Origin of the sequence: Arthrobacter sp. NPDC057009, assembly GCF_042673905.1 — a bacterium.
Lineage (GTDB): Bacteria > Actinomycetota > Actinomycetes > Actinomycetales > Micrococcaceae > Arthrobacter.
Genome location: NZ_JBHUSB010000044.1, coordinates 1 through 6,376, shown reverse-complemented (window position 1 = coordinate 6,376; position 6,376 = coordinate 1). Strand labels below are relative to the sequence as shown.

At 59.7% G+C, this 6,376-nt stretch carries 7 protein-coding genes; 3 read left to right on the top strand and 4 right to left on the bottom strand.

Annotation, left to right across the window (positions count from 1 at the left end; translation table 11 throughout):
• The first annotated feature begins 170 nt into the window (after positions 1 to 170).
• On the top strand, positions 171 to 767 hold the full coding sequence (locus ACFTR6_RS21940; protein ID WP_377959468.1) for a hypothetical protein: 597 nt from the start codon (positions 171 to 173) through the stop codon (positions 765 to 767).
• Positions 768 to 1,326: 559 nt separating this feature from the next.
• Here the strand turns inward: ACFTR6_RS21940 and ACFTR6_RS21935 are convergent.
• The 3 genes from ACFTR6_RS21935 to ACFTR6_RS21925 all read right to left on the bottom strand — a co-directional run bounded on the left by ACFTR6_RS21935 (position 1,327) and on the right by ACFTR6_RS21925 (position 3,551).
• Entirely contained in the window at positions 1,327 to 1,653 is a 327-nt protein-coding gene (locus tag ACFTR6_RS21935; RefSeq protein WP_377959467.1) for a hypothetical protein, read from the bottom strand.
• Between the two features lie 274 nt (positions 1,654 to 1,927).
• Positions 1,928 to 2,989: a CU044_5270 family protein gene (locus ACFTR6_RS21930; protein ID WP_377959466.1), complete on the bottom strand. Its 1,062-nt coding sequence runs from the start codon at positions 2,987 to 2,989 to the stop codon at positions 1,928 to 1,930.
• On the bottom strand, positions 2,955 to 3,551 hold the full coding sequence (locus tag ACFTR6_RS21925) for an RNA polymerase sigma factor (RefSeq protein WP_377959465.1): 597 nt from the start codon (positions 3,549 to 3,551) through the stop codon (positions 2,955 to 2,957). Before ACFTR6_RS21925 ends, ACFTR6_RS21930 begins: the two co-directional genes overlap by 35 nt.
• Before the next feature lie 928 nt (positions 3,552 to 4,479).
• On the opposite strand from ACFTR6_RS21925, the gene ACFTR6_RS21920 reads away from it, so the two are divergent.
• Together ACFTR6_RS21920 and ACFTR6_RS21915 are read left to right on the top strand one after the other, a co-directional pair.
• Complete coding sequence (locus ACFTR6_RS21920) at positions 4,480 to 5,037, top strand: phosphoribosyltransferase family protein (protein ID WP_377959464.1); 558 nt, start codon at positions 4,480 to 4,482, stop codon at positions 5,035 to 5,037.
• Between the two features lie 313 nt (positions 5,038 to 5,350).
• Entirely contained in the window at positions 5,351 to 5,722 is a 372-nt protein-coding gene (locus tag ACFTR6_RS21915; RefSeq protein WP_377959463.1) for a hypothetical protein, read from the top strand.
• 97 nt (positions 5,723 to 5,819) lie between these two features.
• Here ACFTR6_RS21915 and ACFTR6_RS21910 read toward each other — a convergent pair whose 3' ends face one another.
• Entirely contained in the window at positions 5,820 to 6,218 is a 399-nt protein-coding gene (locus ACFTR6_RS21910) for a ribonuclease E inhibitor RraB (protein WP_377959462.1), read from the bottom strand.
• Between the last annotated feature and the right edge of the window lie 158 nt (positions 6,219 to 6,376).

Below are 6,376 nucleotides of genomic sequence, written 5' to 3'. Positions count from 1 at the left end.
ACGCCATCAAAAAACTCAACAGCCTAGGCTTCAACGTCACCATCACCCCGGCCACCGCAGCCTGACGAACCTTACTTTCGTATTAGACCTAACGACATGTGCCGTCGAGGGTTGCCCCTTTGGGCAAGCGGCCAACCCGCCGCTGGCTGACAGCTGCAATACTGATTTGCATGGAAAGCTGGAAGCGACGGCAACTGAGCGCCGGGCCCGCCATGGCCAGCTATGACGAGTACCCTCGCGAAGACAAGCACCAGATCGAGTTTCTCGACTTCTTCGTCGACGGCCAACCACTCCGGGAGTTGCTCAGCGTACCTGACGAAATGGCGAAGCCAGAGCAAGAGACCACCGCCCTTCGTGACGACTGGCCGCACGCTGCCGTGGAGCAACTGGACCGGCTGATGGCCCTCATTCCCGGCGACTTCAGCGACGGACGTGTCTCGCTCCTAATATGCCCTGTGTGTGGCGACCAGGCCTGCGGGGCGCTGACCATGGAGCTGACAACAGCCGCGGACACGGTCACCTGGCGCCGGTTTGGGTGGCAGGATGGCATAACCGACGAGCCACAGCCCTGGCTGTTTTGCGGATCAGACCTTTACGTTCGATCGAACGCAATACGAGCGGCTCCTAAACAGTCTCAAGGAGCACTATCAGTCCCAGGTAAGCGAGGAAGTCTTGGCTTCCCGATCCTCAGTCTTCAAACGTCTTTTCCGCTTCCTCGACCGACCCCAATAACGAACCTGAGAGGGGCAGCAGACTCTGCATCATGAGCCCCGAAGGAGAACAGCAGCCCGTGCCGCTGAGCCTTCCCCGAAGCCACGAAGGGCCGGGCGATCACCGGCTTACGGCTGGCAATCTTCGGCTTTGGTTTTCACCGGCAATTTGGTGGGCTTCACCGTAGAAGGGGCTGTCATGGTTTCCACGGTATCGCCGGTGCCCGCTGTCAGCTGGCAGGGAAACCCCGCCACGCCGATTAAATGGGAAAGCCCCGGTAGTGCGAGGCTTAGGCCCTCCCGGCTCTAACTGCCTGCATAAGGCGCCGCGCCAAGTAGATGACGGCGGCCACACTCACCACCACCAAAATCCACGTGCCATCCGCGCTGAGCGCGGGGCCGCTAGTACACGCGCCATCGATTGTGGGGCCAACGCACTCGCCGCTTTTATACCCCACAAATGCGATGTTCACGATGATCACAAGCAGGATGGCGAGGGCCCAGGGCCACCATCGCGGTGAACGGAATCGCGGCGTTTCATCCATGCAGTCACTCTACTGATCGGGCCATCCAATTTCTGCCCCCTTCAACCTTCCTCGCACGAGCTCCATGGGGGTCAGGCCGTTGCTAGTACTTCGACCAGACGCTGGAAATGAACCTGCGCAATCCTCGTAGCAACGGAGTCGCTTGGAGGCTCACCCATACGCTTGACCCACTCACCGCGTACAAATGAATTATCCAAGCGCCCATCTGCTGCAAACTTTTCTTCCACAGCGTCAACGAAGTCATGCAAATGATCTGAAAACTCTAGGTACATCTCGTCGACCTTGGCCGTGGACACTACCGCCTCATCAAGGAACTTGGGGTGAACGGCACAATTGGCGATGGCTTCGAGTTCGAACGAAATGACCGCCGCTCTGGGTTGCTTGCCAAACCATTGCATGTATCTTTGCCTTTCTTCGAGCTATGACCCACACTGTCGCACGTCCGGCCATGTTTGGGGCAGGTGGAGGGCCGTGTGGCTAAAAGGCAAGCAGGCCTAAGACGCGAGTGTCCGGGCCCGGCTTCCCGGATGGAAAAGGACTACACCTGGCCGCTTGTGCCGTGAGGGGTTCGTCGCAAGGCACGGCCGGTCATCCCCCAAATGATGACCCGGCCGTCCCGTGCTTGTTGCAACGCTGGGAGACTGACCTATGAATAACGGCAGGTTCAATTGCCTAGGGCGCGGAACCCACCACTGATGTCTTAACTGAGGTCCAGGCGGTCGCTGTTCCGGCTGGGAAGGTTTTGCCGGCTTTCAGCGTGACCAACCGTTCGCCGATCAGCAGCCCGTTGGTGGGATCAATGATGATGTCCGTCCGGGTTTCTCTGTTCGGATGCTCGATGCCGATGGCTGTGCCTACCCGGCCGTCAAGGTTCGCTTCGTTGTCTACGACCGTGACTCCGGGAATGAGCGCGGCCGCTTTGTACAGTGCAGCGCGAAGGTCTGCGGGGACGACTCCGGTCCGCAGCGCGGCCGCGATGTTTTCTAGCGTCTCGGCCTCCGGCCTGCCTTGCTTGCCTCGCTGTCGAATTGTGTTCAGGAGTGCCTGGGGGTCGCGCGGCAGATTCTTCACGCCTTCCTCCAAAGGCAGGCCGGCGAACAGCAGCCGAGGTTCTCCGTAGAAGTTGCCCCCCGGAGCCCGCAGCAATTCTCCCGTCCTGATAGGGTCACTGGCCTGGGACTGCTGGTATTTGGTCGCCGCTGCCTTGGCTTCCTCGCTGAAGAACGTCGTTGGGATACGGGCTTCCCGCTTCCAGATCCATTCCGCTGCATGGTTGGCAGGGACGTAGAGATGGTCCGAGGACTTGTCCAGCCACTCCACCGAACGGCCGCCTGTCCCAGGGTCCCCCAATGCGACGCCAGCGGCGTAGACCGCTGTGGTATCAATCTTCAGGTACTGGCCGGGTCCCACCATCGGGTCGGAGGTCCGGATGGTTGCTGCCGCTGCGTTGTTCAGGACCTCAGCTGCTTCCGCAGTTGCTCCCGGACCACTGGGCCTGACAACATCCGCCACTACGATTCCCCCCACAACCAGGGCCGCAGCCGAAGCGATCAGGGCACGGCGCCGGAAGCGGATTGGGCGCACGCTGGCTGGGGCGTGCGTGACGGTCGTTGCCTCGGGCTGGTAATCGGAACTGATCTTGGACATAAGCCTGTTGCGGCCGCGAGCCAACGTGGCCGGCGGGGCGGAGCCGATGTCGCTACGCATTTCGCGGAGCAGCTGCAAGTCGTTCATGGTCGTTCTCCGTTTCATCAAGTATTCCGAGGTTGAGCTGGGTTCGCAGTGTTCGGCGGGCACGGTTCAAGCGAGACCGCACAGTCCCCACCGGAACGTCCATGGCCAGGGCGATGCCCTCGTAGGTCAGGTCAGCCCAGGCGTAGAGCAGCAGCGTTTCTCGGTCTATGGCCGCCATGGATTTCAGGCTGCGGGCGATGCGCCCGGTCGCCACAATGGCGTCCACTTGCGCGGCGACCCGGTCCGAATCGTCAGCGACGGCTTCGCGTGAGGCCGCTTTTGCCGCGGTTTTGAGCATCTTGGCTTCGGCGCGGTGGTGCCGCCGGAGCAAGTTTGTAGCTATCCCGAAAAGCCAGGGCCGGGCATCGTCCCGGTCCGGGTCGTAGGTTTCCAGCTGTTCCCAAGCGACTAGGAAGGTTTCGGATGTGACGTCGTCGGCGGCGAAGTCGCCGGCTCTTCTGGCCGCGTACCTATAGATGACTGCAGCGTGTCTGTCGTACAACTCCCCGAATGCTTCGGGGCTGTCCCGGGACCGCCTGATGATGTCGTTATCTGTGCTCACACTATGTATTGCCCGCTGGCCGCAAAAGGGTTCACGGATATGCCCTTCCTGCGCTCAATGGATCTCCTCGCAGCGTACCCGCTCGCCTAGAGTCGCCTTCCCCTACGGTCCCAGCCTGCCCTTCGCTCCTCTTCTTCAAGCCAGAACGACGAATCATTTCTGCGAACACGAAGGAGGTAACCGAGATAGATCGAGGTGACGATGAATAGTCCCAAAGCCAGGAAGAAGGCTGGAAGGTCCGTGGAACTCCGCCATAGCAGGGCGTTCAGAGCCAGCATGAAGCTAATGCCGGCTTGTCCTGCCCAGATGCACACCATAAATCGAAAGGAGCCGCGAGTCATCCGGGGCTCCAACCGGCTGCGTCCGTCGCCGAGCTCCCTCATGACGAGAGCGTACAGCTTTCGGCGCAGTTAGTCCGGCATCCCATCTCCTTGGAAGCGGAACACTCCCTGCGGGACATTCTCCTACCAAACCAGATCAAGCGGTTGTTAGAGCCCATGGCGGGCGGACAAATCACGCTGACTTATTCTGTCGACAGCGATCCGATTCTGCCCTGATCAGTGTTCTAACGCGGCCCTCGCGACGCACAGGACTGGTCCGGATCAGCCTTCGTCCTGTTCATGGTCAGAGTTACGGTGAAAAATAAGATCGCCTACGGCTTCGAGAACGCCCTGAACTACAGCCGCGATGACTTCCACGAGGACGGACATACGGCCACGATACGACTGCTCGCGCTCCATGGTCTATTCATCCCCACGAGGGTTCCCGAGGGGAGGCCATGGTCTAGACCTAACGACTTGTGCCGCGAGGGGTTCCCCGAAGGCGCGAAGGGACGGGCGATCACCGGCGCCAGCAGGCTGACCTCTGACGGACGTTTTGAGCCCCTGGCTTGGCGCCTTGGTTTAGAGCCTGAACTAGGATTCAACTCATGCCTGCCGCCAATCGCAAAGACCTCCGCCAACACATGGCAGAGATATTCGACTGGAAAACCAGCCCCGAAACCGGCAGTCAATTCTTCAATCTGTACACCTGGTGGCGGGACGCAGAAGTTGTAGCCGGCTTAGGAAACCTGCTCGCTGAGCCCTTCCGCACAGCCAGTCCCACCGTAGTCATCGGCCCCTCCGCCAGCGGATACATCACCGGTGTCCTTGCCGCGACGAGCCTGGGCGTAGGCTTTTGCCCAATCCGTAAGGACGCTGCCCCATCCTTCGACAGCGATCCGTGGGTCACGGTCACTAGCCCGCCCGACTACAAAGACCGCCACCTCGAGCTGGGACTGCCCAAGGGCCTCATCCACTCCGGAGACCGGGTAATCGCCGTCGACGATCTGATCGACAGCGGCGGTCAGCTCATGGCACTGCAAAGACTCATCGCCGAAATTGGAGCGACATGGGTCGGAGCATCAGTCTTGATCGACAATCTCAAGGAGAGCCAACTGAGGCGTCAGCTGAACCTCAAGTCTGTTTTTCACATCCGAGACCTCTAAGGAGCGTTCCAGCATGTAGAGATCCGTGGCAAAAGTGCCGGTCCCTGGTGGCATGCGGGCCTTAGCGCTCGGGTGATTCGCTCCGATTGGACTAGTCCTACTGAATCATTCCGCTGGCCGTTCGCGCTACGGATTGCGGGCGAGGAGTGGATTCCGATGACAAATCGGCGATACGGACGTAGGCTCCGATCAGCGCTCCTACCCCGCTCGTGACCATGGATCAAAGGTGGTAGCTCGTTGTATGGCCCGCAAAGCGGTTTGAACTTTTTGTATGCCCTGCGGGATAATTGGTACTGCTGGATAGGAGTATGGCATGCAGCAGTTGGCGAGCCTATTGAGTCTTCTTTCCCTTATATCGAGCCTGCCCGCCCTCGTCTACATGGCGAAACATCCGCACCGCAAGAGCGAACCCTATGGCAGAGAAGACAAAGTCGTGTGGATTTCACTCTTTCTAACGACGGGGTTCCTCGTCGCTTCGAGCCTTCTAATGTTTGGCAGTCCTTTGTCACGGTTATTGATTGTGGTTGCCATGTTTCTGGCTGCACCCACCGTCGTCTACATGGCGAAACACCCACCGACCAGGGTTGAACCATTTAACAGGACACACAAACTCATGATGATTCCACTCTTCCTGAGTTTCTGTTGCATGGTCGCCGCAGGCTTTCCGACGCTGGCCAGAGTCTGAAACGTGTTCTGGCCCGCCGTTTTAGGGACGCACCGTCCCGTGAATGGTTCCCGAATGCACCCAAGAAGGCGAAATAGTTCTCGTGCTTTCCGCCGCGTTAGCGGCCACTAAAAAGACGCTTGAGCCATGAGGGTCGACGGGCGCCAGCCATTCGCGGGGCCTCCATTACCTCGGCGCCCCACCCGTCATAATCACCGCCATGGCGCTCCACTATGAAGGACACCTCCTGGACGAACTGCTTCACGCTGTTAGAGTCGAGCGGGCTCATTTGTTGCGCTTCCAAGAGGAAGTAGTCTTCCTCTTCGAGGACTTCTGCCGAGTAGCCCGCAGCAGCAAGTTCCTCGGCAGCCTGTGATGCTCCCTCCAAATGCGGGAAAACAGCACTGTGGTCCACCAGGCGTGAGCTTTCGAGATCGTCGCCAATTTCCAGGCGCTGCTCGATTTGCTTTGCGGAAAGCTCTGTTGGGTCGATGAGCTTGTCCAAGGGGTCTGTCATGGAGACAGTCTAGGACGTCGAGAAGCCGGCACTTCGCGGGTAAGCATGGGTTCTCGGAGGGCGACATGGACTAGCGGTCCAGCGTCGCTGTCGCGCCGTGGTGGGAGAAAGTATGCGGTTGCCTCGCCCCTGGCTCTGGCCGGGGATGAGGTTTCGGG